Annotated in this window: 26 protein-coding genes; 23 read left to right on the top strand and 3 right to left on the bottom strand. The window is 45.0% G+C overall.

Translation table 11 applies throughout. From position 1 onward, the window contains the following. Positions 1 to 227: 227 nt before the first annotated feature. On the bottom strand, positions 228 to 410 hold the full coding sequence (locus tag BLS15_RS08080) for a transposase (RefSeq protein WP_302848145.1): 183 nt from the start codon (positions 408 to 410) through the stop codon (positions 228 to 230). Positions 411 to 579: 169 nt separating this feature from the next. On the opposite strand from BLS15_RS08080, the gene BLS15_RS08075 reads away from it, so the two are divergent. From BLS15_RS08075 to BLS15_RS07975, 21 genes are all read left to right on the top strand, one after another. Further along, a complete protein-coding gene (locus BLS15_RS08075) occupies positions 580 to 3,354 on the top strand; it encodes an S-layer homology domain-containing protein (protein ID WP_090511087.1) in 2,775 nt (924 codons plus the stop codon). Positions 3,355 to 3,545: 191 nt separating this feature from the next. Further along, positions 3,546 to 4,496 (top strand): creatininase family protein, encoded by a 951-nt coding sequence (locus tag BLS15_RS08070; protein ID WP_090511085.1) that lies wholly within the window; start codon positions 3,546 to 3,548, stop codon positions 4,494 to 4,496. A 205-nt stretch (positions 4,497 to 4,701) separates the two neighbouring features. Further along, positions 4,702 to 5,691: an ABC transporter substrate-binding protein gene (locus tag BLS15_RS08065; RefSeq protein ID WP_090511083.1), complete on the top strand. Its 990-nt coding sequence runs from the start codon at positions 4,702 to 4,704 to the stop codon at positions 5,689 to 5,691. A gap of 79 nt (positions 5,692 to 5,770) precedes the next feature. Next, the gene (locus tag BLS15_RS08060; protein WP_090511080.1) at positions 5,771 to 7,546 is read left to right on the top strand and encodes an ABC transporter ATP-binding protein; all 1,776 of its coding nucleotides are present in this window, start codon (positions 5,771 to 5,773) and stop codon (positions 7,544 to 7,546) included. Then, the gene (locus BLS15_RS08055; protein ID WP_254777329.1) at positions 7,443 to 9,302 is read left to right on the top strand and encodes an ABC transporter ATP-binding protein; all 1,860 of its coding nucleotides are present in this window, start codon (positions 7,443 to 7,445) and stop codon (positions 9,300 to 9,302) included. Before BLS15_RS08060 ends, BLS15_RS08055 begins: the two co-directional genes overlap by 104 nt. Positions 9,303 to 9,613: 311 nt before the next feature. Continuing rightward, positions 9,614 to 12,634, top strand: a complete 3,021-nt coding sequence (locus BLS15_RS08050) for an Ig-like domain-containing protein (RefSeq protein ID WP_090511073.1) — start codon at positions 9,614 to 9,616, stop codon at positions 12,632 to 12,634. A 229-nt stretch (positions 12,635 to 12,863) separates the two neighbouring features. Continuing rightward, positions 12,864 to 13,073, top strand: coding sequence for a hypothetical protein (locus tag BLS15_RS08045; RefSeq protein WP_090511066.1), 210 nt, complete (start codon positions 12,864 to 12,866; stop codon positions 13,071 to 13,073). Positions 13,074 to 13,101: 28 nt separating this feature from the next. Next, a complete protein-coding gene (locus tag BLS15_RS08040) occupies positions 13,102 to 13,803 on the top strand; it encodes a hypothetical protein (RefSeq protein WP_090511063.1) in 702 nt (233 codons plus the stop codon). After that, positions 13,803 to 14,993, top strand: coding sequence for a glutathionylspermidine synthase family protein (locus tag BLS15_RS08035; RefSeq protein ID WP_028532276.1), 1,191 nt, complete (start codon positions 13,803 to 13,805; stop codon positions 14,991 to 14,993). Before BLS15_RS08040 ends, BLS15_RS08035 begins: the two co-directional genes overlap by 1 nt. Next, the gene (locus tag BLS15_RS08030; RefSeq protein WP_090511060.1) at positions 14,993 to 15,673 is read left to right on the top strand and encodes a hypothetical protein; all 681 of its coding nucleotides are present in this window, start codon (positions 14,993 to 14,995) and stop codon (positions 15,671 to 15,673) included. Before BLS15_RS08035 ends, BLS15_RS08030 begins: the two co-directional genes overlap by 1 nt. After that, positions 15,670 to 16,059 carry a DUF350 domain-containing protein gene (locus BLS15_RS08025; RefSeq protein WP_021255924.1) on the top strand — a complete coding sequence of 130 codons (390 nt, stop codon included), beginning with the start codon at positions 15,670 to 15,672 and terminating at the stop codon, positions 16,057 to 16,059. Before BLS15_RS08030 ends, BLS15_RS08025 begins: the two co-directional genes overlap by 4 nt. 226 nt (positions 16,060 to 16,285) lie before the next feature. Continuing rightward, positions 16,286 to 17,104: an inositol monophosphatase family protein gene (locus tag BLS15_RS08020; RefSeq protein WP_368087122.1), complete on the top strand. Its 819-nt coding sequence runs from the start codon at positions 16,286 to 16,288 to the stop codon at positions 17,102 to 17,104. 59 nt (positions 17,105 to 17,163) lie between these two features. Continuing rightward, on the top strand, positions 17,164 to 17,886 hold the full coding sequence (locus BLS15_RS08015) for a thioesterase II family protein (protein ID WP_090511055.1): 723 nt from the start codon (positions 17,164 to 17,166) through the stop codon (positions 17,884 to 17,886). Positions 17,887 to 18,061: 175 nt separating this feature from the next. After that, positions 18,062 to 18,319, top strand: coding sequence for a response regulator (locus tag BLS15_RS08010; RefSeq protein WP_090511052.1), 258 nt, complete (start codon positions 18,062 to 18,064; stop codon positions 18,317 to 18,319). Further along, positions 18,319 to 18,777, top strand: a complete 459-nt coding sequence (locus BLS15_RS08005) for an efflux RND transporter permease subunit (protein WP_090511049.1) — start codon at positions 18,319 to 18,321, stop codon at positions 18,775 to 18,777. The genes BLS15_RS08010 and BLS15_RS08005 overlap by 1 nt, the downstream gene beginning before the upstream one ends. A 128-nt stretch (positions 18,778 to 18,905) precedes the next feature. Continuing rightward, positions 18,906 to 19,361: a GrpB family protein gene (locus tag BLS15_RS08000; RefSeq protein ID WP_090511046.1), complete on the top strand. Its 456-nt coding sequence runs from the start codon at positions 18,906 to 18,908 to the stop codon at positions 19,359 to 19,361. 107 nt (positions 19,362 to 19,468) lie between these two features. After that, the gene (locus BLS15_RS07995) at positions 19,469 to 19,831 is read left to right on the top strand and encodes a hypothetical protein (protein ID WP_090511043.1); all 363 of its coding nucleotides are present in this window, start codon (positions 19,469 to 19,471) and stop codon (positions 19,829 to 19,831) included. Then, positions 19,741 to 20,109, top strand: a complete 369-nt coding sequence (locus BLS15_RS07990; protein ID WP_090511041.1) for a GNAT family N-acetyltransferase — start codon at positions 19,741 to 19,743, stop codon at positions 20,107 to 20,109. The genes BLS15_RS07995 and BLS15_RS07990 overlap by 91 nt, the downstream gene beginning before the upstream one ends. Positions 20,110 to 20,179: 70 nt before the next feature. Next, positions 20,180 to 20,647: a GNAT family N-acetyltransferase gene (locus BLS15_RS07985; protein ID WP_090511038.1), complete on the top strand. Its 468-nt coding sequence runs from the start codon at positions 20,180 to 20,182 to the stop codon at positions 20,645 to 20,647. Between the two features lie 173 nt (positions 20,648 to 20,820). Continuing rightward, complete coding sequence (locus BLS15_RS07980; protein ID WP_175460742.1) at positions 20,821 to 21,351, top strand: 2'-5' RNA ligase family protein; 531 nt, start codon at positions 20,821 to 20,823, stop codon at positions 21,349 to 21,351. 46 nt (positions 21,352 to 21,397) lie between these two features. Further along, on the top strand, positions 21,398 to 21,937 hold the full coding sequence (locus BLS15_RS07975; protein ID WP_021255914.1) for a GNAT family N-acetyltransferase: 540 nt from the start codon (positions 21,398 to 21,400) through the stop codon (positions 21,935 to 21,937). Here the strand turns inward: BLS15_RS07975 and BLS15_RS07970 are convergent. Beyond that, entirely contained in the window at positions 21,934 to 22,275 is a 342-nt protein-coding gene (locus BLS15_RS07970) for a hypothetical protein (protein ID WP_021255913.1), read from the bottom strand. The two genes, BLS15_RS07975 and BLS15_RS07970, sit on opposite strands and share 4 nt — an antisense overlap. A 217-nt stretch (positions 22,276 to 22,492) precedes the next feature. Beyond that, positions 22,493 to 23,581, bottom strand: a complete 1,089-nt coding sequence (locus tag BLS15_RS07965; RefSeq protein WP_090511032.1) for a cohesin domain-containing protein — start codon at positions 23,579 to 23,581, stop codon at positions 22,493 to 22,495. Positions 23,582 to 23,826: 245 nt separating this feature from the next. On the opposite strand from BLS15_RS07965, the gene ant(6) reads away from it, so the two are divergent. Further along, positions 23,827 to 24,681 (top strand): aminoglycoside 6-adenylyltransferase, encoded by an 855-nt coding sequence (gene ant(6) / locus BLS15_RS07960; RefSeq protein WP_090511029.1) that lies wholly within the window; start codon positions 23,827 to 23,829, stop codon positions 24,679 to 24,681. Positions 24,682 to 24,899: 218 nt separating this feature from the next. Next, on the top strand, positions 24,900 to 25,115 hold the full coding sequence (locus tag BLS15_RS29785) for a tyrosine-type recombinase/integrase (protein WP_175460741.1): 216 nt from the start codon (positions 24,900 to 24,902) through the stop codon (positions 25,113 to 25,115). Positions 25,116 to 25,509 lie beyond the last annotated feature (394 nt).

Here is a 25,509-nt window from a genome sequence, read left to right as displayed (position 1 = left end):
GATGTTCCCGCCGATAAACAGATTAAAGCACGCGAGGCTGTTACGCGCGGGGAAGCAGCACGAATGCTGTATCGTCTTTATTTACAGCTGTGACCTTACCATTTCCACATATTAATCGCTCTTTACTGTGGTTGTCCTATAAGTTGGTTTATTACCTGTGAGGGATAGTTAGATTCAAAAAGGTCGAGTTATGGGTTATATTTCTACCTGAACGCGACCTTTTTGCTTCATTGTGGCCACTGTAGCAAATTGTGGGCAAGGGAAAGCCACCCGATCTCAAGGCTTACTTTCGACAAGCCTCGAAGCCGGAAGTGTCTAAATCCTCTATTATGTTTCAGTTGCCCAAATACACTCTCTAGCTCGATCATTCGTCGAACCGACAGCGCGTATCCTTCTTCGCTTTTGAAAATTTAGGGAAAAGTGAAATCAAAGCAGCTATAAACCGATGAAAGGATAGTAAGACATATAGAAAAAAAAGGGGGAAACGAAATTGAAAAAGAAGGACAGGCAATCGGCTTGCTGTTGGGAACTCCGGAAGGCAGCATTGAGATACAATCATATTTCTAATGGAGGTCGACAATGAAACGGTTAATTTCAGCGTTGCTATGCCTTATGTTAACCCTCACGGCTCATTCAGGTTCGGTGCAAGCCAAAGTGAATAGTGGAAGTACTGTTAGCGAACAGCAATATACACGTATCGGCGAGGATTACGACATTCTTGACGAGAATGTGTTACTGGACAAAAAGGACGGTAGCATTTGGACTTGGGTCTTGAACAAAGATTATTTAGAAACTTTAGATTTCTATGTAGGTGAAATGTACCACATTCCGGGCTTGCAGGATGTGAAGCAATTTAGATACAAATCGCGTGAGATAGACGGTAGAGATGTTATTAACTACGTTGCGTTAAAAAAGGACGGAACCGTTTGGTATTGGGACTCAAAAACTGGCGAAGCCGACGCCACTATTATACATAGCCCTATGAATACTCCGTCGCCCATCAAAGATTTGGATAACGTAACTTCAATCGTCGCCGATTTTTTCGACAGCTATAAATTCAAGACCTTGTTCGTATTAAAATCAGACGGTTCGGTGTGGAGTTGGGGAAGCGAAATAGGCGATGCCACGTCGACTCCGATTCAATCCAAGCTGCTTGATGATGTCGCATCCATAAATTCTGCGCGCGGTTTGGTATACGCGGTTAAGAAAGACGGTTCGGTATGGAGGTGGAGTACAAGTTCGTACCTTCCGGATTATATCTCTGAAAACAAAGGGCCCGAGCAGATCAAAGGACTTGTCAATATCGTCAATATACAGCTAAGCGGTTATGAAAACTTTGCATTCAAGCAAGATGGAACGGTCTGGTCCTGGCCTGCGTATGAGCCTGAAGCGATTCCCAAGCAAATACACCAAGCAACAGGCGCTCGGGCTATGGTTGAGTTTAGCATGATGTCGCGCATGATGTTGCTAGATCAATTTATCGACACCATGTATTCTTTACAAACGAATGATCAGCTTTGGTCCGTGTACAACGATGATAAAGTATTCCCCGGGCTTACGGATATCGCTACCATATACCTTAAGCACCGGGACAAATATTCTACATGGTATTATGCGTTCAAAAAGGACCAGACATTGTGGGCGTGGGATAATAGTTATGCTTCCTTGCCAAAGCTTGTTGTGTTCACGAAAGGCACGGCAGCTGACATTCGCTCTGGGACAACAGAAATATCAACTAGTAAACGTCCAAGCACAACAGAAACACCGAATGGCGAACGTACTGGAACAACAGAGACACCAACTGGGAAGCGTCCTGAGGCAGTAGTTCAGCCAGAAAAACGAACATCGCCTGAAATCAGCCTTTATCCATTTATAACGATGCTGCAGCCTGGCGGACAACAGCCGATAATCGCAACCAACGTGGTTCCCAGGACTCAGATTACGTATACCATTGACGATCCGAGCATTGGTACCCTGGCCAATGTGAATGGTGTACCGGTTGTAAAAGCGATCAACTCGGGACAAACCATTGTGCGCGCTACCATAAGCAGACCTGGTGTACCGAATGAGACGACTTATGTATTGCTGTATGTCATGGGTGGCAGCATGCAGTCCAATACGTATCTCACAGCTGTCCGTTCGCTTCCTGACATTGACAAGCAGAATCCGCTTATGGTGGAAGGATTGACACAAGCAGGAGAGCTTGTGATCTCCGCCGCAAGCACTGAGAAGATGACTCCTGTTAACGGCCAGTTCGTGATCACATCCGAGCTGATTGCACGTTTAGCTGGAAATGCGTCTAAGGAGAAGTCAGCAATACAGCAGACGCTATCAGAGAATAAGATTACACTTGCGAGAGAACTGATTGTGAATGCGGAAATTGTGACTTTATCCAACCCAAATGAATATGTGTTCAAGCTTAATAAAGAAGGCTTAGTGGGCCGGAAGGATATTGACTATATAACCGTTCAAGCAGGGGATGCGAAACTCGTATTCAATGTTGCGACCGCAGAGCGACTGTTCCAATCACAGCCGGTTATCGTTATTCGTCTGGCGAAAGAGAGTAACGGCGGATATCGTGTACAGTTTCAAAATGAGCAAGGGCAGGAGCTTTCGGGCATACCAAGTAATATTCAGCTCATTCTGCCTACTAGCCAAATCGATGCGACAAATACAAGTGTGTTCTATGTGAATGGGAAGGCTAGGGAGCCGATCGGTGGGAAGTATAATCCGTCCAAAAACGGCATGGAAGCGGAAATTAATCGTTCTGGAACCTATCTTGTAGAAGAGAATTCAAAATCATTCCCGGATATGAACGGCAGAGATCCAGAGTTGATGCAAGCGGTGCAGTTTTTAGGCTCCAAAGGAATCGTTTCTGGAAAAGGAAACGGCAATTTTATGCCCGATTCTCTGCTAACCCGTGCAGAGTTCACGACGATGCTGGTCAAAGTGTTTAACGCTATGGATGAAACGGCAAAGGAAAGCTTCTCGGACGTGGAGCCGCCGCAATGGCATTATCCATTTATCGCTTCTTCCGAAAAAAATCATATCGTTGAAGGTTATCCTGACGGAACATTTATGCCGGATCGTACCATAGAGCGGCAAGAAATGACCGCTATTGGCGCAAGATTCCTGCATGAGAGGAAGCATTATTATTATCCTTCGAATCCGGAGGAGTACTTAAATCGATTTGTAGATAAAGAAACAGTATCCAAGTGGGCTAAGCCCACAATGTCCTTGGCTGTGAAGCAGCGCCTGATCGATGTTCCTGCCGATAAACAGATTAAAGCACGCGAGGCGGTTACGCGCGGGGAAGCCGCACGAATGCTGTATCGTCTTTATTTACAGCTGTGACCCTAGCAATAGCACCGATAAGCAGTTCGCTCCAGATACTTTCTGGCAGCTACTGAAGGAATAATCGACAAGGCTTGTCATAAGCGCATGACACCATTTCAACACAAAAACCGCTCCATAAGGGGCGGTTTTTTATGTTTCGATAGGTAGTTGTATGTTAGTGTGCAAATCGCTACGAGTGAAATTGCAATATGCACAACGCTTTACCCTTATTTCAATCTAAGTATACCAAATGTTTACTTCCAAATATAGACTTGTTATTTTCTGGTTTTTCCATACAATACAAACATAATGATCGGGAGGGATCTTCCATGTATTCTATTTTCGAAGACACGATGGCGGATATGGCGTGGACAGAAATTGAGAGCAGTATTCAAAAGGGGGCGATTGTGCTGCTTCCCTCGGGTGTCATTGAACAACAAGGGCCTCATTTGGCTACAGGAACCGATATTTACGTAAGCCATCTTATTTGCAAAAAGATAAAGCATGAACTAGAGAAAGCGGAAATCGAAAGCATCATTGCTCCTCCATTTTACTGGGGAATCAATCATGTGACTGGGGGATTCCCAGGCTCCTTTACAACTCGAAAAGAAACGATGAAGCATGTCCTTTTTGATATCTTTGCTTGTTTGCACCGTTGGAGCGTAAAACATGTTTTTCTTATAGATATACATGGTGATCATCAGAATGGGATCGCCCTTTACGAAGCGATTGCGGAAGGGCGAGAACAGTTGGGGCTTGATATCCGATCTGTCATTTCTCATTGGGTTGCCAATGAACTGCAGATTGATCAAGATAACAAGAACTTTCTTATTTTTCATGTAGACTTGCCAGCATCTCCGCAACCCCAATATGCTGATGTCCACGCAGGGGCTGGCGGAACGGCAATGATGATGAAGTACTTTCCGAGTTTAGTGAATGTTCAGTTGGCAAAGGAATTGGAAGCTACGAATCTTACTTATGAGGAGTTGAAAAAATGGCAGCATGGCGGGGATATCGCGAGAAAGATTACGCCCCTTGGTTATGTTGGAGCCCCGTCAGAATTTGAGCAGGTAAATGTTGATGACATGGATTTTGTTTCTGTTTTTAGTCGGCAGGCGGCATTTTCAATGAAAGAATACTTGGAAGATTATAAAGGATAAAGGCAAATAGATGTTCTACATATTAAATTGTTATGACTGCTTCCAAGTGAAGCAGTTTTTTTGTTGCCATTATCCGTACAACCGCCAAACTACTCCCTCTACTGGTGGTCAGGAAGAAACGGAAGGTAGTAACATGAATCTATTGATAATGGTTCTCACTACTGTCGTCGATCAGTTTAGAACTAGCAAAGGGGAAGTAGAGAAGATGAAAACAATGAAACGATTCACGGTAATGTTATGTGCATGTCTGCTGCTGATTGCAGGATGCGGCAATCATGATGCCAATGATGCCAAGGAAAATGCCGACAAAGAGAAAGAAGTGGTACAGCAGACAGTTGCGGGCAATAAAGCAGCATCAGCGGCAGCTTACCCGCGAACGATTACACATTTGTCCGGCAAGACGATCGTGGAAGCGAAGCCGCTTAAGATCGCAACGCCTTATATATCCTTTGTCGATTATATGGCCGTATTGGACACGTATCCGATTGCCGGTCAAGGAATTGAAATTATCAAGCGGAATTTCCCCAGCTTGAGCAAGCAAATCGCAGGCAAAGGAATTCAGGACTTGGGTATGGAGACCAATCTCGAGAAGCTGCTGGCGGTTCAGCCGGATTTGATCATCGCGGCAGATGATATGAAGGAGCAGTATGAGCGATTGTCGCAGATCGCCCCGACGGTTATTTTCCCGCAGGCTGGAGAATGGCGAGAAACGCTGAAGCAAATTGCTGAAGTCATTGGCGAGGAGGAGAAGGCTGAGCAGGTGCTCGCGGAATTCGATCACAAGAGCGCGGAGTATAAGGAAAAACTGGCGTTCCGCCAGAATGAGTCCGTTCTATTTACGATGTATAGCGGCAAAGAGATGTTTGTCATGTGGAATGACGGGCGATTTGATCCGTTCTATAAGGGGCTTGGCTTGAAGCCGGTAGAAGCTGCACAAGCGAACGGACAAATAACGCTCGAAAGCCTTGCTGCCTTGAACCCGGATCACTTGTTCGTCATCAACAACTGGCAGAATCCGATCCAAGGCGGTGTTAGGGAAGCGATGAAGATCAGCAAGGTGTGGAACAGCATGAATGCCGTCAAGAACAACCGGGTGTATGAGCTTGCAGACCCTTCACTGCCTGGGCCAATGGCATTGGCGAAGATCGACGGGATCGAAGAGATCATGCAAGCTATGGGGAAAAAGGATCAGTAAGATTAGATGATCCATAGTTCCAGTTATTTGCTGTTCGTTTTAGATTGACGTTTGGAATAAGGAAGGGAGATGCTGCATCATGGCAACGACACCATTGCCGTTTATGCTGCGGCTGGTACAGAAGCGGCGCGTCAAATTAATCGCCTCCTGTATCTGCTCCGCGGCAGGCGCTGTATTTGCTTTGGTTCCGTACGTGCTTGTGTTCCGCATCACGGATCTCTTGCTGCGCTCGACTGTGGAGTGGCACGACATACGTTGGCTCATTCTTATGGCCTTTATTTCGATATTGCTGCGCTTCATCTTGATGGGGGCTTCGACCATGCTGGCGCATGCCGCAGCTTTTCATGTGCTCTATGATTTGCGTGTGCGCTTGATCGATAAGCTGGGCAAGCTGCCGCTTGGCTTTTTCAGTGAACAACACTCAGGACGTGTGAAAAAAATCGTAGCCGATGATGTGGAGCGAATTGAGTCTTTCATCGCTCACCATCTTCCGGATTTGACGGCTTCCCTTGTGGCACCATTGTTAACGATAGCATACTTATTCAGCGTGGACTGGAGCCTTGCGATCGCCGCCTTGCTGCCGATTCCAGCAGCTTATGCGATTCAGGGCATTATATTTTTGCGTGGAAGACGCTCAGAGGATATGAAACAGATGCATCATTTATCGGAAACGATGAACGGCGCAATTGTTGAGTTTGTCCATGCGATGCCTGTCATTAAATCGTTTAATCAAACCGTACATTCCTTTGCCCGCTATCGCAACTCTGTTGAGAGCTATGCAGCCCTGTGGGGGGAGATTGCGCGCAAAAAAACGCCGCTGTATACGCTGTTCCTGCTTCTATTGGAATCGGGATTGCTGTTTATTATGCCGCTGGGAGCTTGGTTGTACGGTCAAGGAAGTGTAACCTTCCCTGTGCTTGTATTGTTTCTGCTGCTCGGTGTCGGATTAACTGCACCGCTGCGCCAGATTTCTACCTTGGCTCATATGATGCAGAACAACATGGAAGGGGTTCGGCGTATTCAACAGCTGTTAGCGGAAGAGGAGCTGTCATCCTCCTTGACCGTCTGCACGGGGAACATGCCAACCACCCGATTCGATATTTCCTTTCAAAATGTCACGTTTGCGTATGAGGATCGGCAAGTGTTACACGACATTCATTTTACGGCAGAGCATGGTAAGGTGACCGCACTCGTTGGGCCTTCAGGAGCGGGTAAGTCAACAGCAGCTCAATTAATCGCGCGTTTCTACGAGGTTTCAGGTGGATCGATTCAGATTGGCGGGATTGATATCCGCTCGATCCCACCAGAGCAATTGATGGATATGGTGTCGTTTGTGTTCCAGGATGTTCCCGTCGTGAGTGATACAGTAGCAGCTAATTTGCGCATGGGGAAAGGGGAAGCTCAGGACGATGAGCTGATATCTGCCACTAAAGCCGCGCAGGCGCATGAATTCATTATGGCGCTGCCAAACGGCTATAACACGTTGATCGGTGAGGGCGGCGTGCATATTAGCGGTGGAGAACGACAGCGCATTGCAATCGCACGTGCCATTTTGAAGGATGCTCCGATAATTATTTTAGATGAAGCCTTTGCATTCGCAGATGCGGAAAATGAAGCGAAAATTCAGGATGCACTAAGCAGACTGATGCATCAACGGACAGTCATCGTGATCGCGCATCGACTGTCCTCGATAACAGATGTCGATTGCATCGTCGTGTTGGAGGATGGACGCATATCCGGCATGGGCACGCATGACGAACTGCTTGCACACAATCCGCTGTATGCCGGCATGTGGAAGGCGCATCGCGGAGCAGACGATTGGTCACTGGAAGGAAGGGACGGGGCCTATGTTTGACACAATACGCTTCATAACCGGTCGTTCGGGAGCCTTATTCACTCGAGCAACACTTTTCACCATCGTGGAAATGGTCGCAAATGCCGCGCCAATGGGGCTGCTATTCGTGGTATTGATATCCTTGTTCAACGGTTCGCCTACGCCCTTGGAAATTGGCTGGTGGCTGGCGATTTTGCTGCTGTTATTTTGCGTCCAAGCGATATTTGCGAGTATGGGACAGATCGATGCACAGCGTACAGGCGCATTGATCATGAAGGATGTGCGGCTGCGCCTGGGCGAACATTTGCGCAAGCTCCCGATGGGGTACTTTTCACGGAAGGATCAAGGGGATATTAGTCACACGCTCTTGGCAAATGTGGATGAAGTGGAAATGATTCTGACGCATCTGTTCAATCAATTCATTGGGGCGATTACACTGCCCATCGTAAGCGCACTGTTCCTGCTGCTTGTCGATTGGCGATTAGCGCTCGCTGTATTTGTATCCGTGCCCTTCGCCTTGCCATTATTATTCTGGTCGCAGCGAGTGATGGCAAAGCGCAGCAAGCAGCGGCAATCTGCAGCAGTGGCTGTAAACTCGCGTCTATTGGAATATGTACAGACGATTCGACTGATGAAGGCTCACAATCAAACAGGTCAGCGATTTAGGAGATTGGAGCAAGCCATGGCACGACTGCGAGATGATAGTATACGAGTGGAGGCAATGACTTCGCCTGTTGTCATGCTGTTCTCCATTGTGCTGGAACTTGGGTTTATCCTGCTGCTTATGGTGGGCTGCTACTTGCTGGAAGGCGGGGTTATCGATGTCTCTGTGCTGCTTATTTTTCTGGTTGTCAGCATGAAGTTCTATCAGCCGCTTCGTGTGGCAGGCGCATCACTGATTCAAATTCGCTATATGACCTCTGCAGGGGAACGCATCAGGGACATTTTTGATGAGGAGCCATTGGAAGAGCCTGCACAGCCCCAGCTTCCGCAATCATTCGAGATTGAATTTGATCACGTATCGTTCAGTCACGGGGATGCTGAGGTGTTACAGGATATTCATTTGCATATCCCTGAAAACAGCCTGACCGCTATCGTTGGGCCTTCCGGTGCAGGCAAGTCTACATTAGCGGGCTTGGTGTCACGTTATTGGGATGTGACGAAGGGATCTGTAAAAATCGGCGGCGTAGATGTGCGTGCGATAAGAAGTGAGGAGCTATTAAGCCGAATTAGTACGGTGCAGCAGCAACCATATCTCTTCAATGAAACGATTGCAGGCAATATTCGAATGGGCAAGCTGGATGCATCGGATGAGGAAGTGGTGAAGGTAGCTAAGGAGGCTTATTGCCATGACTTCATTATGAAGCTTCCGCGCGGTTACGCTACGATTGCTGGAGAAGGCGGGGCGATGTTGTCAGGAGGAGAAAAGCAGCGAATTGCGATCGCTAGAGCCATTCTCAAGGACGCACCAATCATCATTTTGGATGAAGCGACGGCCTCGCTGGATCCGGAGAACGAGATGCATTTGCAGCGCGCGATTAAGAAGCTGACGCAGCGCAAGACGGTGCTCGTCATCGCTCACCGCCTGAAGACGATCCGCGGAGCGGATAACATCGTTGTGCTGGAGCAGGGTCGGGTTGCGGAGCAAGGCACACATGAAGAACTGCTTGCGCATGAAGGCACGTATTATCGCCTATGGCATGAGCAGCAGAAGATCGGCGGCTGGAAGATCCGGAGAGAGGGAAGTGGCAGTAGGGAAAATGGTTGGTTAGATTAGACAAATAGGGGGAAGAGAAGAATAGGGAGAAGGTAATGTTCATTTTCATTGAAAAAGAGAGTCAAGAGATTCACTTAAGATATGTAAATCTAAGGTTGATTAGAATATGATTTCGTCTTGTCATATAGAGGTGTCTACTAAGTCGTTAAGACTCTGTAGACATCTTTTATCTTTTTATTGTGTTATTATTCTTGAAACACTTTGAACAATAATGAGAAAATATTCCCCTGCTTCTATAAAACCATGTATACTAAGTTGTGTAATTATACCAAATGATAGGTTTATAAAAAGAGAGGGGTAACTATCAAAATATGCTAGCAAAGAAAAAACGGAAGAGCACGCTGCGGCAAATATCAATCCTGCTCGTCTGTGCATTAGGATTTGTCTCTGCATTTGGAGGGCTATCGAATCATGTGGCAGCTCAAGTAGCTCATAAAGAAGTAAAATCAGTTTCCTTCCGGGACATTGATGACTCCTACGCTAAGGATGCAATTGTAAATTTGCAGCGCGCAGGCATTGTTGATGGAGAAGGCGCAGGGGAGTTTTTCCCTAAACGCGTAATTACGCGAGCAGAAGCATCTAAGTTTATTGTGCTTGCTTTAGGTCTTGAACAGGATCAAACCTCTGTCCAAGCATTCAAGGATGTGCCTAAGGACAGCTGGTATGCTGGCTTTGTTGGCGCGCTTGTGAAAGCCGGAATTATTCAGGGAACATCAGCAACTACTTTCTCTCCTCAAGATCAAGTAACGAGAGAACAGCTCGCTGTTCTATTTATCCGTGCTCTGGGCTTGCATACTCAGTCTGTTAATGAAAAGGATTATAAAGCAATATCGGACTGGAGTTCCGTTACTGAATGGGCCAAGTCTTCGATTCAAATCGCATTGCATATCGGATTCATCAAGGGAATTGATAATGGGAATGGTACGATACGTTTCGAACCAAAGGAGGCGGCAGAACGTCAAGCCATTGCTTTGCTGACAAACGAAATGATGACGAATAAGTCTACATACTTGAAGTGGGTAAAAGGTTCAGCCGAGGAATCAAAACCAGGTACAGATGATAAAGGTACAACAATACCGCCTACTATGAACAGCAATGGAATCAATAACGGAGGTAGTGGTTCAGTTGGAGGATCTGGAAGTGGAGGTTCAGGAGGCGGTGGCTCTAATGGTGGTTCCACAGGAAATAACGGAGAATCACCGAAGATAGCTTCACTTACTCCTGTCGTAACGGAAGAGATATATAATGTGGCCGGCACGCAGGTTACAGGTTCAGCTGAGAAAAATACTACTGTGTCCATTCGTCATCAAGGAAAGGTAATCGCAGAACAAAAATCGAACGCAAATGGTGAATTTACTATCGATATCCCGAATATCCATATGTTCTCGATTTCTGGTGGCGATACGATAGAAATCACGGCTAAGGCAGATGGCAAAGAAGTAAGTGCACCGCTGCAGAAAACAGTGAAGCAAGGCAGAAAGCCTTCGGGTGCCAAGATTTATGGTTATATAGATGAAGATGGCGGAATTATTGGAACTTCAAAAATTGCAGCAACACTGCAAGATATGATTGTAGTGAAGCAAGATGGCTCATTTATTGAGTGCAAGGAATCTCGTGGTGTAGAGGATGGGGCATGTGCGCTTGCGATAGATAATTCTCTAGCACCACATGAGACACTGAAAGTCTACGCTATGTTCAACGGGCTATCAGTAAGCGATCCTACTGAAATTGAGGTTGAGCCCGTCAAGGGGGAAACCGAGTTCACCGTTGTTACTGCTGCGGTGTACGATGGGTTAAGCTATGTTGATATTAGAGCACCGAAGTATACCCAATTTACGGTGAGGGATAGCAAATTTCAAGTACTTGAAATTAACGTGAAGAAAGAAGCTTATAAAAAATCTGTTCGATTATCCTTAGATGGCCACCACCTTCAACCAGGTGATAACGTTTATGTCTTTGCGAACGGACATAAGAAAAAAATAAGTGAGGCGTATCCGATTACGATACAGTCTGCTGAAAGGGTCAGTATTCCAACGGTAACTGGCGATGTATATAGTGGTGGTGGTGTGATTTCAGGTAAATCAGAACCTGATGCGATTGTAGAAATACATACGGAGAAAGGGGAACTAATTAAAACTGTAAAGACGGACAATCAGGGGAATTTCGCTGCGGGTTTCCAAATTATTGATCCCTTATCCCCTCTTGAGCGCTTGACAGTCACAATCAAAAAGATTGGAAAGAAAGAGAGTATTCCCGTTTATATTATTGCTAAACCGATTACAGGTAAGACAGAACCGCCTAAAAAATTGCCGAATCAAATGAAGGAAGCAAGTAACTTAATATTTGGTATAGCAGATCCATATTCAAGTATCAAGTTTAAGAAAACGGACGGTACTCTTTTGTGGACGCTTTATTCTGAAGAATCAGGTGCTTTTTCGGGAAGAATCCCAATCAAAGGGCAGAAAGAAATAATAGTTACCGCTAATTCCTTCGGAAAAGAAGAAAGCGATCCGGTTACAATTAAAATCATAACATCAAAAACAACAGAAACCCCAATAATATTAGGTGATGTTTATGATGTGAATCCTATTTTCACGGGAACAACTGTCCCTGGAGCTACAGTTGTAGTTAAATCTCTGAATGGATATGGTGAGTACAGCACTTATTCAAGTGATGGTACGTTTCGGATTGAATCAACCCAAAATTATCAAGCGGGCGACGAATTTGGAGTAATTGCAAGGGTTAGTGATCAATGGAGTAGCGCTCCTGCTTTAGTTACAGTTTTGCCAGCATCAGCTTCAAAGGCTGAAGCGCCTACTGTTGTTACTGCTGCTGTATATGAAGATGGGGGAAAACTTGAAGTGATGACATCGCAAAATGCGAGAGTATTTGTAAAAGACAAATTTGGTATGGTCATCGATTCAAGTAGTGGTGATATCATGGGTAAATTTGGATTTTCCTTGTCAGAAGAGCAAGTTCTGCATAATACGGAACTCTTTATTAGCACTAGAGTAAAGGGATTAGTTGATAGTACGCAGGTTACCGTCTCATTACTGCCTGTACAAGGTATTACTCCAGTTCCGACAGTTGTAGGTAATGTATATGCTGAGAGGTCTTATTTTTACGTTAACACTGTTCCGAACGCGCTGATTGTTGTGATGGATGAACAAGGAAATATCATACAAGAAGAAAGAGCAGATCGTCTTGGAAATGTTTTTGTTGTTGTTTTTACTAGACTGGAAGATATCAAAATGCTTACCATAATCGCTGATGGGTTTGGCTTAACCCCAAGTGCACCATTAATTGTCGAAGTTCTCCCTGGCAGGGGATAAACGCATAAACTAAGGGATACGAATAATAATGTCGATAGTTTATGGAAGTATTCTCCTTATAATAAATTGAAAACCGTTCTAAAGTAAAAGGGACTGTAGTACCCATTTACTTTGGAGCGGTTTTTTTCATGCAGGAATAGAGGTTCTTGTCTACAATTCGTACGCTAAAATGATATACTAGGTTAGCTAATGTGGTTTATTTCATCATTTAAGATGGGAGAAATGTGTCATGCAATTAAATATCCTAATTCTTGAAAAAACGTCTTCAGGAGAACTGGTGAAAATAGACGAGCGTGCATGGACTACCAGTATGGTGCAGCTGCTTGAACATGCGAATTATTTGCTCGTGAATGATGCGGAATATGAGATGCTGGAGGGCCGGTTGAATGTAAACACCGGCAATTTTGAATTGCTCGTCGAGTCAGTTCGAAAGCCTTGAAAATATACCGGAAAGCAGGGAAGGAATAATGGAACGAAATGAACAGGAGCAGAAGACGACAAGTCCAGAGACGACTGAATCCTGTACGACTTCGGCAAAGCCGCTCAAGGTATTAAGCACATCCCTGGGCGTTGCGCTCGCCGCCAATCTGCTTATGAGTTCGTCTGCGATGGGTCAACAGAGTGCAGCTCCGTCTGATCAGGCGAAGCTGGTTGAATGGTCGACAGAGGAAGTAAAGCAGTATTTCGATGCCAATATGGACTGGAACATTCCAGTACCTGAGGAGAAACAATCAGAAGGCAGTAGTGTTGGCGGGAGCACTGGCAGCGGATCATCCGGAGGAGGCAGCTCGTCAGGGGGAGGGTCATCTCATACGACATACGTCCATCACGGAGGATTTGGCTGGGATGACATGCTGCTCTATCACATGATCTTCAATCGAGGAAGCGCGTATTCCTCTACGAGTTGGTCTTCAGGCGGTAGCGTGTATGATACGCGGACGAATTCACCTTATCGTGCGAAATCGTTCTCCTCTGATAGTTTTCAGAATCGTCCTGTCGTGAATTCAAGGGTTCGACCTACTACTTCGAACGGCTCGGGTTCCATTATTCGCAGATCGTCGGTTGGATCAAGTAAATCAAGTTCCTCGTCGCCTGGAGGAATCGGCGGTAAATCAAGCAGCTTTAGTTCGTCAGGCGGTTCCAAAAGCGGAGGGTGGTTCGGCGGATAATGGGATTTGAAGTCATTGGTCAGCCGCATCCGAATCGAGCAGAACGTGTCGCGCAATTGGCAGAGCTCGGATTCAACTGGGCGAATATCGAAGAGGAACAATATTGGGTAGATCAGGTCATTGCAATCAATGCGGGCATGAGCCAGGAGCTGCATGTGGTGTCGGCGAAGCTGTGGAGCATCTTTGACAAGGCTGCCCGTTTTATTATCGGTCGCAGAGACCTCTATGAACTCCTCTCGATTCCGGAAGTGTTATGGGACGGCTTGGAGCAGATTGAGCCTAATGAAATAGGTAAGCTGAGTCAATATGCTCGGTTTGACTTTGCTATCGATCATAATGGATCGATTAAGCTGTTGGAGTTGAATGCAGATACCCCAACGGGGTATGTAGAAGCAGCTGTTGCTACACCGTGGGTGTGCAAGCAGTACGGACTTGAGACACCGAATAATGAAATGTCGAAGCGAGTGAAGGAAGCCTGGGCGAGTAATCCGCCTGAATATGCTGCATGTGTAGGTTATGGTGAGCATGCAGAAGATTCGGGTACGATTGACATGCTCGTTAAGCATTCAGAGTTGCCGATGCGATGCATCGATTGTCTGGATTTATGGGTGGATCAAGGGGAGCTGAAGGTAGGAGAGCAGACGATACGCAGTCTGTTCGCGCTGTACCCGAAGGAATGGATGGCCATTGACGAAGGTGGAGAAGCACTTGCTTATTCCATTGAAAATGGGTATACAACGATACTGAACTCACCGCATGCGATCATTTTGCAATCGAAGGGACTGCAGGCGGTTATTTGGGCGATTCATGAACTAGGCTCAGAAATGTTCACGCAGGAAGAGCATGCAGTCATTGCGCATTACATGCTGCCAACATACAACAAAGCTGTCTTTGACGGAAGCTATGTATCCAAGTCGATGTTCGGCCGCGAAGGTGGTTCTGTGCGGCTATTCGATTCGCAAGGAAATGTAGAAACCGAAGATAAGGATGGATTTGATACAAGTCGATTCTTCAGCAGAGTCTATCAAAAACGTGCCGAAATGGCACAAGTGGATTTGCATAACGGCTCCTTTCATTTATTAACGGGTGTGTTCGTCATCAACGGGGTGCCATGCGGGATACTTGGCAGAGTTGGCGGGCTTATTACCGGGAATAACAGCCATTTCATAGCGATTGGAGTGAAAAAATAATGAGCCTGAATCGAAATAGCGGGAGTCGAAATCACGACATTCGTGTTCAGCAGCAAAAAAAGAAACGAATGATCAACAATCTGCTTGTGCTAGGGATATTTGCTTGTCTAATTATTTTCTTCGTGTACATCATTAATCTCGGAGCTGAGGGTAACGACAATTCCACAGAATTAGATACAGCAACGGTACCTTGGGATTATAAGATTGAGAGCGCTAAGGTAGGAGACATCATCGGAGGAGATATGACAATCCTGCCGGATAATCAACTGCTGCCGAATGACAACAATTATGCGACTGGTGATCAAGTATGGACACTCAAGTATATGACAGCTAATATGCTCCCTATTAACGAGAAGGGGAACGATATTAATTTGTCTTCATGGGAACCGATTAAATCGTACTCATCCAAGGAAGCGGCCGAGAGAGATTTGAAGGAGCTGAAGCTCAACTTGAAGGCCGAGGTTGAACTAGTGGGTGTGTACAAAACCGAGTACCAGAGTAAACACCGTCAATTCGCCGTGATTACACTTCCATCCGGACATACGGTGAAGCAGCCAATTGATGACGTGCGTTACCAGAAGTTCAAAAACAAGAAAAAGGTCAGCGTGATGCTGGAGGAAGTTCATGATTTTGTGGACTATGATTTAGCGATGGCCAAATTCCGGGGGTGGGCAGAATGATATTTGTGAATATTTTGATCAGTATTCTTACGATCATGGCGTTGCAATTTATCGGCATGTATGTGTTCAGTGTGCTGACGCCATTTAATGATTTCGAAGAATTGAAGAAGGGCAATGTTGCAGTAGGGCTTGCGATGGGCGGCAAGTTCATGGGCACGGCAATTGTGCTCGGTGTGTCGGCTTTTACGAACTCATCCATTATCCATATGGCACTATGGTTTGGCGTTGGATACATCTGTTTGATCGCAACGTATTTGCTGTTTGATCTCGTTACTCCGAAGATGAGTGTAGCTGAGCAGTTGCAGAATCGGAATACTGCAGTTGGCATATTATTGTGTTTCCTATACATTGGCATGGGATTCGCTATTAGCAGTTTAATCATATAATCGCTTGTGTACACAAAGACTCCCTGATTAGTAACTTAGGAACATGAACTTTTGTTCTATAGAAGGGAGTCTTTTTTTCGTGTGGTTGTCTCAAGGCAAGGAATGGCACCTTCTTTTACAAAATGATTATGTTGTACATGATGTATCTATGAATTGCCTAGTTAACTCGAACCTAGTAAACTGTATACAAGAAATGGAAGATAGATCGAGATAGTTAGGAGGTTATATTCTGAATCAACATGTCATTCAGGATGCAAGAGAAGTAGCGATCAAGGCGGCTCGACAAGCTGGACAGGCAATTAAGCAATTGTTCGATCAAGTGGCGCACGTGGAAATGAAGGATGAGCATGGAGACGTCGTTACAGAGGCTGATCTATTAGCGGAAGCAATCATTGTGAAGGAAATACAGGCTGCCTTCCCTGATCATCAAATCCATAGTGAGGAAGCTGGGGTTATTGGAGTCAGCAGTGATTGGCAATGGCTCGTAGATCCGCTGGACGGAACAAATAATTTTGCAATTGGTATGCCGCTTTTCTCCTGCTCCATTACCGTTATGTACCAACAAGAACCGGTTGTGGGCGTAGTGTATGAGCCGATGACGGATCGACTATTTCACGCAACCGTTGGGAATGGAGCCTATTGCAATGACCAGCGAATGCAAGTGAAGAGCTGTCCTAGCTTGCACAAAGGGAATATTGGCTGGATTCAAGGGCATAAGGTACAGCAGGATCCTACCGCAGTTGGCTTGCGCCATTATATTGACACAAGATGCAAGCGAATGATGCGCCTATGGGCTCCAACCTTGCAATGGTCTATGCTTGCCAAGGGGGATTTGGATGCAATCGTGCTGTACAAATCCGAAGGAGATGACTTGTATTCAGGCATTCTGATGGTTAAGGAAGCGGGAGGGTCTGTCATTCATTTCCATGGAAAACCGTTTACAGGGATGCATTCGGAGCCTTACCTGATTGCTTGTCATCCAGACCATGAGCAAGAGCTGATGCGGATGGTGCGAACGGGCATGTCAGTACCAGCACGACTGTAACTCAGAGCCATATCAATGCTTGTATAGAGATATAAAGCTATATATTTTAGGAGGTAAAGATGAAGCCAGAGATGAAATTATTTTGTTTCCCGTATGCAGGAGCGTCTGCCATGATTTATAACAAGTGGAAAGCCCATATGGCAGAGGGCATTGAACTGATTCCCGTAGAATTGGCAGGCAGAGGCAAGTATTTTGGAACCCCGTTCTATGACAGTTTCGAAGACATGATCGAAGACGTGTATCGCAAGATCGAAAGTCAGCTTGATGAAGGCCCCTACTCGATATTCGGGCACAGTATGGGAAGCTGGATTGCTTATGATCTCGCGCACAAAATATCGGAGCTGAAGCGACCCGAGCCCGAGCATATCTTTTTCTCCGGGCGTAGAGCACCGCATATCGAAAGCAGACGGACGAAATATTACGATCTCCCGGACGATGAGTTTCTGGATGAGATTATTCGATTAGGGGGAACGCCCAAAGAGTTGCTCGAGAATAAAGAGCTTTTAACGCTGTTTCTTCCCGTATTGAGGACGGATTTCAGACTTGTGGATTTGTATCAATATGAAGAGCGTCTGGGCAAACTTTCCTGCAACATTTCTGTATTAAGCGGGGAGGAGGATGCAATCTCCTTGCCAGATTTGCATGCTTGGGAGCAGCACAGCTCGGCTGATTGCACCGTACATATGCTTCCAGGCGGGCATTTCTTTATTAACGAACAGACCGTGCAAGTAACGGATATTTTGAATTGTACCTTAACACGTACGCTCGCCAGACAATACTGAATCGGAAATGCATATACTACTATGAAAGATCTATCATGAATGTTTTATCATGAATGTTTTATCATGCAAGTTCATTAGCGCACATGATTTCAATGCTGCGCTTTTTTTTATGGGCTCAAGAATATAAAAAAGGTGAAACTGATAAGAATTTCCGAATCGAAAGACTTAGCCATTCTTGCATTTGACCGATGAAGGGTTCGAAATTATCGAAATCTCTAATGGCGAGGATACGTGGAAATACGCTGCCGAAGGGCGCCCATTTGATATGGTTATTCTCGACATTATGATGCCCAAGCTGGATGGATGGGAGTTATGCCGCAAGCTGCGCGAACAAGGGGAGTTTCCGATATTGATGATTACCGCCAAAGGCGATCAGGATCATAAAATCAAGGGACTTCATCTGGGGACGGACGACTATTTGACGAAACCGTGATGACCGTAACATTTGGCGGGCTGCTGACGCCATTGATTATTCTGTCTTCGCTGCTGTTCGTTCAAATCGGCTCGTTCGGCGCCTTGCTCGTTACAGGACAGACGTTATCCATGAGCTCAATGATCGGTGTGCTGATGCTCGTCGGCATTGTCGTCACGAATGCGGTCGTCATGCTGGATCGCGTTGAACGGAATGCGAAGTCTGGCATGGAGCTGCAGGAAGCGATCGTCGAAGCGTGTGCGACGCGTCTGAGACCGATACTGATGACAGCCTTTGCCACCATTTTGGCGCTGATGCCGCTTGCCTTGTCGCATTCGACGACAAGCTTGATTTCGGGTGGACTGGCCATCACGGTTATCGGTGGTTTAACGACATCAACACTGCTGACGCTTATCTTCGTTCCGGTGCTATATCTATTGACCGGGCGCAAACGAAAGTTTATCGAAGAAAGCTTCTAAGAGAGAATGAAGTTATTGTATAATAGTGGAATATGACATAGCGACGCGCGACCCGACTTGAGATAATCTTATCTAAGTCCGGGTCGCGTTATTGTTGTGAAGAGGAACGAAACGGGAGGTATGAAACAATGCTGGGTCTTTCGAAAGGAACCATCCATATCCATATCCATAACTATGATCCATATTGCGTTGAATCTTTTCAGGAAGAGAAAGCGATTCTCACCCCTATATTGGGCGATTGTGTAATTGACATTCAGCACGTGGGAAGTACGGCAATCGGAATTCAGGCGAAACCGATCGTGGATATGGCAGTCGGCGTAAACGATCTTGGGGACATATCAACATTTAATGATAAACGCCTGAGGGAGCATCAATATTATAGACTACAGGTACAGCTTGAGGACGAAGTCGTGTATGCCAAATTTTCAAGCCTCGAAAATCTGGTTAAGACTCACTTTCTGCACGTCGTTGTTCATAATAGCGAGAAATGGAATGCGCTATTTATATTCAGAGACCAATTAAGAGCCAATCCGAATCTTGCACAAGAATATGTCGAGCTAAAGCAGAGCCTCGCAGCGTTATAAAGCAATGACGAACTCGCTTACACCGTAGGAAAGGAAGCATTTGTAAAGAAAGTAATACAGGATTTTCGTTCGAATAACTCTTAGATCAGAGAGGGAAGTGATTCAGTATGAAATCTCCTGGTGGATCGATATTTCCTTACTATTACAAGGGTGGGGAAATCCACTGCCTGAAGTACGGAAGCCATTATTCGGATACAGAAAAGTTGTTCGAACTGATGAAGCAAGAAGAGGAGTTTATCCTTCACACCAACAGGAGATTGAAGATATGGGTGGATTTTTATAAGACCACGATTACGGAACAAGTGCTGCAGCAATTTATCGCTCATATTACGAATTTACATGCACGCATTGATAAGCTGTCGATAGTAGGGTTAACAAGATTCAATATGCGGAAGATTGGGGCAGGGAAGGCGATCTGGGTTATATCGCTGAAAATGCCGAAGGCGAATCCATTGGCTCTATCACGGTGAGATACTTTAGTGAGGATAAACCAGGGTACGGATTTGTAAGCAGCGAAGTGCCGGAACTGGGAATGGCGATTTTACCGGCTTATCGCGGACAAGGATTAGGAAGCGCTTTAATGAAGAAATTGTTTGCTGGATTGAGCGAGCAGGGAGTTGAACGCGTATCCTTAAGCGTAGATCCAGACAATGCGGCAGCCGTGAAATTGTATCAGCGATTCGGGTTCAAGGCAGTAGGTGAGGTGGGAACGTCCATCACGATGCTGGCTCACGTAAATAGGGCATGAACTAAGGAATATGAATAGGAACGAGATACATAACGTACTTGATAACTAGACTAGCATGAGGAGATCAACTATGAAAAAACTATTTATCCATCCTGTTACGCGGGATAATTGGGAGACTGCTATTCAAATTAAGATTCATGAGGAGCAAGTGCCATTCGTACCTTCTATTTATGAAGCGCTGACGTATGCATATATCAAGCCTTGGGATGAGGCGCTGGATCCCTTTCTTGTATGTGATGAAGAGATTACGATCGGATTTTTCTACATCAGCTATACACCGAATAGCGCAGATAATTACTGGATTGGCGGCTTTCAAATCGATAAGTCTTGCCAAGGAAAAGGCTACGGTAAGCAGGCAATGAAAAGGATCATTGAATTCATTTGTGAGACTCATCCTTCGTGTAAGCTTATTTCCCTAACGGTTGAGCAGGACAACAAGCTGGCTCAGCGGCTTTATGAAAGCATTGGCTTTGTGAACCAACAGGAGCATAATCAAGACGACGAAGTCATTTACCAACTGGTTCTTGAAGGATCGTAACGCATGAGACCTCAGATCGTGTTACATCTTTTTTTTCGCTGGATGGCAGATTGACGATACCTCCTAACCGCAATGTCAGCGAATGGATGGCGTCGGGATCGATGGGAGAGTCAATTAGTAGCGGGTGAGAGCTATTTTGCGTGCTAGTTATCAGGATGAATGGAGTGGATGCTATGAAGTATTTTTTCGGAATTGTTCCACCTTTGAGCATTTATGAAAAATTGATGTCGGTGCGCAATCAATATCATTACTCTGGGGTTGAACCGCATATTACAGTTAAACTTTCGTACGGGACAGGAACGATAATGCCTGTGAATTGGATGTCCGAATGTAAGAGAATAATAGAAGGATTTCGTCCGTTTTCCGTATCCGTTGGCGAGCTCCGCTATTTCGGTGATAAGGACGTGTTATATATAGGGGCTGACTCTCCCGAATTAATCGAATTACATCGAAAGCTTGTCGCCGTATTTGAGCCGACTGAAGAACAAACGAAGCGTTGCTTCGAATTGAATTTGTATATCCCTCATATAACGGTTGCCAAAAAATCAAGTTTGTCGGAAGAGATTCTCGAAGAAATGGAGCGAACACTATTTCCACATTTTCAGGATAGACAAACCTTTGACGTTCATGAGATCCGGCTGTATGCGCGGGACGATCAGAATAAGACATTTCAGAAATATGAGGACATTCAGATGACACGGTAAGTTAACATAGAGCTGCCCACAAAATAATCATAAAGGAAGATGCCTCATGAAGTTGGAATCGCCACGATTGCTTATCCGCGATTTGCGTAGAGACGATTGGCTAGACGTGCATGAATACGCCTCCAATCCTGAAGTAACGAAATATATGCTTTGGGGCCCGAATTCCGAAGCGGATACGAAAGCATATATGGAGGAACAGCTCGAGCAACAGCAAGCTGCCGAGCGAAGCCATTATGAGTTCGGCGTTATATTGAAGGATACGAATACATTCATTGGCGGCTGTGGGATATACCTGCAAGGAAGTAATGCCGAGATTGGGTATTGTTTCAACCGTGATTATCACGGACAAGGATATGCGACAGAAGCGGCGCATGCCTTGCTCAGGTTTGGATTCGAAACCCTCAATGTGCATCGCATTTATGCCACCTGTCGTCCTGATAACATCGCCTCCGCAAATGTCATGAGAAGGCTCGGCATGATGCAGGAGGGGCATTTAAGGGAACATTTATGGAGCAAAGGGATGTATCACGATTCCTATTTATTCTCTATTCTGCAGCACGAGTACGATTATCCGGTGAAATCCTAAGAGTTATCCTTCATGTAAGCAGATCGTCGGCTCGGTCCAAGGCTCTGGATGACTTGTCCTGTATCGGGGTCAATCGCAACTGAAAAATCATAAAAGTTCTCGCTGAACCCTTCCATCCAGTCTACTAGATCCTCCGAATAGAACCAGAACGAGAGGATGCGGGAATCGGACTGTTGTGCTAGACGCTCCTCCCGACAGTCTATGGAGCAGTTGCTGAGATCCAGACCCAACTCATCCGCTTTCGCCTGAGCCGCTTCGATCGCCTTCATCAGATGTGCGGTATAGGTACGATCAATATTAAAGATACTGTTTGGAAATTGCCTATTTTCACACGTCATCGATTTCTCCTCCAATTCATAAGTCCAACGGCAATCATAGTAGGAGATTCCTACGATAACATACTTTATTTTATAGTAGATGTTAGAGGAACGGAATCATATTTCTGTAAATGGAACAGAAAAAACTGACGCCGGTTTGATGCCGACGCCAGTTGCAGCTTATGCTACGGAGATTTCTTATACGGGAAACCTTCCGTGAGCATAAGTTTTTTCGTTATTATTTATTGAAATCATAGTTCGGATTCGCCAAAATCTCTTGTACGAGTTTATTAAGATCCACATCACCGATAGAACCAGCTTGTCCTAACAAATCTTTCAAATCGGTAGTAAGATTGGACTTATCATCCTCATAATAGTAAGCGAGTTGTCCCAGGTGTTTCAGGCTAAAATCCGTATTGGCGTTCGCGATAACTTCAATCGTTTTCTCACCGACATTCTCGGTTGCTAATGTGAGTTCAGTTTTTCCATTGTCCGCAATTTTCGCCTTGGTCGCATCTACCTTGCCTTTTCCTAAGCCGATTGCCTTGAATTTTAGATGTAAGAGAACGCCGTCGCCATTGATCCCATTAGCTTTACCCTTACTTGCCGTAATAAACCGCAATGGATCATCACTGTGATGCACGATCATCATTTTGTCAGTCGTTTCGAAGCCAACGAGTTGAAAACGAGTTTTGTCGTAGTCGATCGTAAAATCTTCTGCATAAATATTTTGCACGGTGTTTAACGCTAGCTGCACTGTAAACTCTTCGTTAAGATACACGCGATCCGAAACAGACGTAACGTCCAGAACCGGTTCAGTAAAAGGAATGTCAGGGTTGAAAGGTTTCAACTCTGCCGAAGCCGGAAGATCGATTCCTTGAAGAATAATATATTCATTATCTTTATTGTTAATAAATTGCACGGAATGTTCTTTATCGGACAATCCGGTAACCTCATATTTCAGTCTATGTGTATAATCCGAAGGTCCTTTTAATGAAAGTGTTTTTGCCTCTTTACCGTCAATGATAACCGAAATATTATCCGAGGCAGTGCTATAATTAATCGAAATAATACGGAATGAAGTGCCTGTAAAGTTAAATTTAAAGGCGGCATCTTTAGCGACGGTTTCAAATTCGATGCCTCCATATTCGTGCCATCCTTTCCCGGAGTAAGTAATCTGAGGAGACTTATACGAATATCTTGTCCATCCTTCTTCAGGCTTCACCAATGTCTCCCCAACCTTTGCCGCCCCGAAAACCGTTGTCACTGGGATCATTAAAAATAACATCAACCCAGCCAAAAAAGCAGAAAGCATTTTTTTGCCCACAAACAAAACCCCCTATATATATTGAAAAGATTAACAATGCAGGGTACAGTCTATCGGAAAAAACTAACATGAACAAAACAATATTTGATTTATTTTATATATATTTGTAAATGATTTCGAGATTATTTGATAAATTGTCAAAATAATAGTATTCATTCGAGTTTTTTATAGAGGATATGATGTTTATAAAACTTAAAATATTCTAAATTCATGTATAGTTGCAAAAGAAGGGAGAATTGAACCTATTGAGAAAAGAACGAGAAATGATGGACATGTTCATCGAGTTTGCCAAGCAGGATGATCGTATCCGATTGGTAACCTTGGAAGGCTCGCGCACGAACAAAAATATAACCCCCGATACTTACCAGGATTACGATATTTCTTATTTTGTGACCAATCTCGATTCCTTCAAAGCGAACGATCAATGGCTGGATGCATTCGGGGCACGATTAATGATGCAAAAACCTGAGAACATGGAGCTGTTTCCACCCGAACTCGGAAATTGGTTTTCCTATCTTATCTTGTTCGAGGATGGCAACAAATTAGACCTGACACTGATCCCTTTGAATGAAGTCGAAGCTTATTTCACCGATAATGACGGCTTGGTTGAGGTACTGCTTGATAAGGATACGCTTATTCCTAATAAAGTTGTGCCGAATGACAGCCAATACTGGATCAAGAAACCGAGCGCAAGAGAATACGATGACTGCTGCAATGAGTTTTGGATGGTGTCGACCTACGTTGTAAAGGGATTGGAGCGTAAAGAAATCCTGTTCGCCATTGACCATCTGCACGAAGTCGCCCGTCCTAATTTGCTAAGAATGATGGCATGGCACATTGGCGCAGAGCGAGGTTATACCTTTAGCGTGGGGAAAAACTATAAGTTTATAGATCGTTACTTGCCACCTGAAGATTGGGAGACGTTACTCGCAACGTATGCTGAGAGCAGCTATCCAAGCATGTGGCAATCTTTATTTGCTTGCTGTGAGCTATTTCGGAAATACTCGAAAGCTGTAGCTGAACATCACGGATACATGTATCCCGATTATGATCAAGTAATCACAACTTATATAAGGGGAATTTACGACTCATTGTCTTGATGACCGCAGCATACAGAGTGATGAACAGGTAAACATCTATCTGCAAGTTGATAAGGTTTCTGCAAGACAAATATGGACTGGATTCACCTAATAAGGACACATTGACTCGTAATGATGAGAATAAGCCATCGTTATGTTTTTACCGAAAGTAACGGGGCATCTCTATGTAAGTTAATATTTCCAACCAATATTACACAGCCTCGATATTCTAGGGAAGAGTGAGTAAGGTGAGTATAAGCGGTATTTGCGGAGCGAACGGTACAAAAGGCTTTTGGGGAGGGGATGGCAAGGGCTTCAATTTAAAACCAGATACCGTCCATTCACTTCGTCATTCGTTCGCCACTCACTTACTGGAAGCCGGTACGGATTTACGATACATTCAAGAGCATCTTGGCATCAAAGTTCGGAATCACGGTAGGCTATACACATGTTAGTAAAGATCGAGTTAGACGCATTATGAGCCCACGGGATCGGATTATGAGTGAAATGAGAGAGGATGGAACTGACTCGAACCCTACGACCCAAGGAGGCTAGAGGTTCATACATCCATCCATTTTTATACTTGTTTGCGAAGTTCGTAGATATCACTGAATAATTAACCAAATAGAATCAATTATTGGACAGAATGTTATGAATGTTTCAGTAGACAATGGATTTTCCAGCCGAATATCCAGCTGACATCCAGTCACGTTTCCAGCCAGGCTTCCGGAAATTCATGAGGTAACCATGTTAAGTTATCGAAAACGCAAGGATTCGGAGCACCAGCAGAGAATGTATACAGGTAATATACCCCAAATCGGGCCCCCCTTTGAATGTCGACACGCGTCG

This window comes from Paenibacillus sp. cl6col (assembly GCF_900102125.1).
Lineage (GTDB): Bacteria > Bacillota > Bacilli > Paenibacillales > Paenibacillaceae > Paenibacillus_B > Paenibacillus_B suaedae.
This window is presented reverse-complemented; position numbering and strand designations above follow the sequence as displayed.